The following is a 2,447-nucleotide window of genomic DNA, read 5'->3' on the forward strand; positions in this document are numbered from 1 at the left end:
GAGGACAGCTCACCGGCCATGAAGATGGTCTCCGCGCTGCGCAACCAGTTCGGCGGACACGCCACCCGTCCGGCCAAGTCGCATTCACCTGGTACCTAGGCGGTCCCCAGAATTGCAAGAACCGCATGTCTTGAACAACTTTCGTTGACCAACTTCCGCAGTTACGCCCAAGTGGGCTTTGCCCCGCCCCGTGCGTCACCGTTTGGCGGGAGTACCAGGGGAGCGGCAAAACCAAACTGATGGAGGCGGGCGGGCATCTGGCCACGCTCAGTTCCGAACCTCGTCGGACGCGCCGCTCCTGCGGTTCGAAACTGTGCGGGGGCGTCGCCCGCATCTCGCCCGTCCCTACGCAGAGCCCGCAGAAGTTGACTCAATAAGCAAGCCGACTGAGCCCCAAAACAGGACGGGGGAGCAGCTTGCGTAGGGCAGGCCCACTTCGTCCCGGGTCCGTTGCTCATTGTGCCGTCCTGCCTCGACGGGGCCCGGATTGTCCCAGTGTCGCCGAGTTCCTACACGGTCATCGCAGTCCGTGGCTGTGTGCCAAGGCGATGGCCTCAGTGCGTGAACCGACGTCGAGCTTCCTGAACAAGTTCCGCACATGGAACTTGACAGTATTCTCGCTGATGCCCAGCGTTGAGGCGATGGTGCGATTGCGGTGTCCCGCGGCGAGGTGCTGAAGCACTTCGAGTTCCCGGGCGGCAAGGTCCCATCCGGCGACATCCCCGGCCGGGCGAGCCGGCGGGTTCAGCGGGAGCGAGACGAATATGTCTGCACCCCAGCCTGGCATGACGTCGATCCGCAGGTGTCCGGTGAGCGCCTGGACCCGGCGGTCAATACGGGCGATGCTCGGCGCGTCGGCGGCGAGTACACCGCGGCCGTCGTCGCGTACGTTGATCAGCAGGTTTTCGCCGTCGCAGTCCCACTGTGTCCGGACTCTGCTGACGTCGGGTTGTTCCATCATGGCCAGCACAAGTCCGCGGACGACGGCCCGTGCCGCGTGGGCAACTTCGCCGGGCAGGGCCCTTCCATTCAGCGGCGGTTCGATGAATTCGACCTCAAGGCCGCTGAAGCGCGTGAGCGGCCGGAGGTCCTCCCGCAGGCGTTCGAAGGCTGTGGCGACCGGCTCTTCCACCAGGTCAGTCGTGCGATCACTGAGGGTGCGGAGCCCGACCAAGGCCTTGGCGGTGAGGTCCGTGACGGTTGAGCGGGCCGCTGCATTGTCCAAGGAGGATGAGCGTAAGGCTGCCAGGAGGGTCTCCAGGGTCGTGGAGTGCAGATCGGTCAGTTCCGCGGTTACGCGGACGCGCTCAGCTGAGGCCGCCCGCGATTCCAGCAGGTACGACGGCGGCGCATCGGCCACTTTCTCCTGGATCCGCCGGGCAGCAATGCGCCACAGATACGTCACCAGGTCGAGCCCGACGTTGTTCCCTGTATCGGCCAGGTGAGGATCCGTGAGGACGAGGAGCGCGTGGCTGGAGGCGTGTTTCAGGGCAAGTACGGGGCGGGGCCGGCCGGCGAGCTCGGCTTCCCCAAACCAGGGGGTCTCATCCGAAAGGGCAGCGCGAAGCGCGTCAAGCTCGGCAATGGAGACCCGGGAAATGATTTCTTCCTCGCCCGCTTTTTTCTGCGGCCGCCCCGTGCAGTCTTCGGTGAAGATGACCAGCGCGCTGCTCCCCAAGTAGGGGAGCGTGGCATTACGCAGCCGCTCCGCTATCTGGGCCAGGGGAGCATCGGCCAATGCTGCGACGGTCTGCAACAGCGGCCACGGCAGGTCTGAAACGGTCATCGTGGCTTCCTTGAGGGGCTGGTTGGTGGCTGCGCTCATCCGGACAGTCTAGCGGGGAAAAACGTCAACCCAGTCCTAAAGGGTAGTCGGAACTGTCAGAAAACAGTGTTACGCCTACCCTTTTGTTTCGGGAATATGGGTAACAACCACCAAGCATTAATACGGCCTCTCACGGCCGATGACCATATCAAAGGGGATAAATCGTGAATCCGACAGCAAACGCGGTGCTGACCTTCAGCAGCGCAGATCCTGAAACAACAACGCTCGACTGGACGTCCGAGGATCAGCGCGCGGTGGACACCATCCGGGTGCTGGCCGCTGACGCCGTCGAGAAGGTCGGCAACGGTCACCCCGGCACGGCCATGAGCCTTGCACCGGCCGCCTACCTGCTGTTCCAGAAGCTGATGCGCCATGATCCGCGCGATCCTGACTGGCTGGGCCGTGACCGTTTCATCCTGTCCCCGGGCCACTCGTCGCTGACCCTGTACATCCAGTTGTTCCTTTCCGGTTACGGCCTGGAACTGAAGGACCTCGAAGCCCTGCGCACCTGGGGATCGCTGACCCCGGGCCACCCTGAATACAAGCACACCGCCGGCGTCGAGATCACCACCGGCCCGCTGGGCCAGGGCCTGGCCTCCTCGGTGGGCTTCGCCTACTCCCA

The 2,447-nt window shown here is 64.2% G+C and carries 1 protein-coding gene and 2 pseudogenes; 2 read left to right on the forward strand and 1 reads right to left on the reverse strand.

From position 1 onward, the window contains the following. Window positions 1–99, forward strand: a pseudogene (locus NFJ07_RS25955) (6-phosphogluconate dehydrogenase); the annotation flags it as partial. A gap of 418 nt (window positions 100–517) precedes the next feature. Here NFJ07_RS25955 and NFJ07_RS25455 read toward each other — a convergent pair. After that, the gene (locus tag NFJ07_RS25455; protein WP_269998882.1) at window positions 518–1,825 is read right to left on the reverse strand and encodes a helix-turn-helix transcriptional regulator; all 1,308 of its coding nucleotides are present in this window, start codon (window positions 1,823–1,825) and stop codon (window positions 518–520) included. A gap of 164 nt (window positions 1,826–1,989) precedes the next feature. Here NFJ07_RS25455 and NFJ07_RS25460 point away from each other — a divergent pair. Continuing rightward, a pseudogene (locus tag NFJ07_RS25460) lies at window positions 1,990–2,447 on the forward strand (transketolase); the annotation flags it as partial.

Origin of the sequence: Arthrobacter sp. B2a2-09, assembly GCF_027587375.1 — a bacterium.
GTDB lineage: Bacteria > Actinomycetota > Actinomycetes > Actinomycetales > Micrococcaceae > Arthrobacter.

Coding starts and splice junctions, on each gene's coding strand:
- NFJ07_RS25455 (WP_269998882.1), bottom strand. CDS start 1,825: ATGAGCGCAGCCACCAACCAGCCCCTCAAGGAAGCCACGATGACCGTT.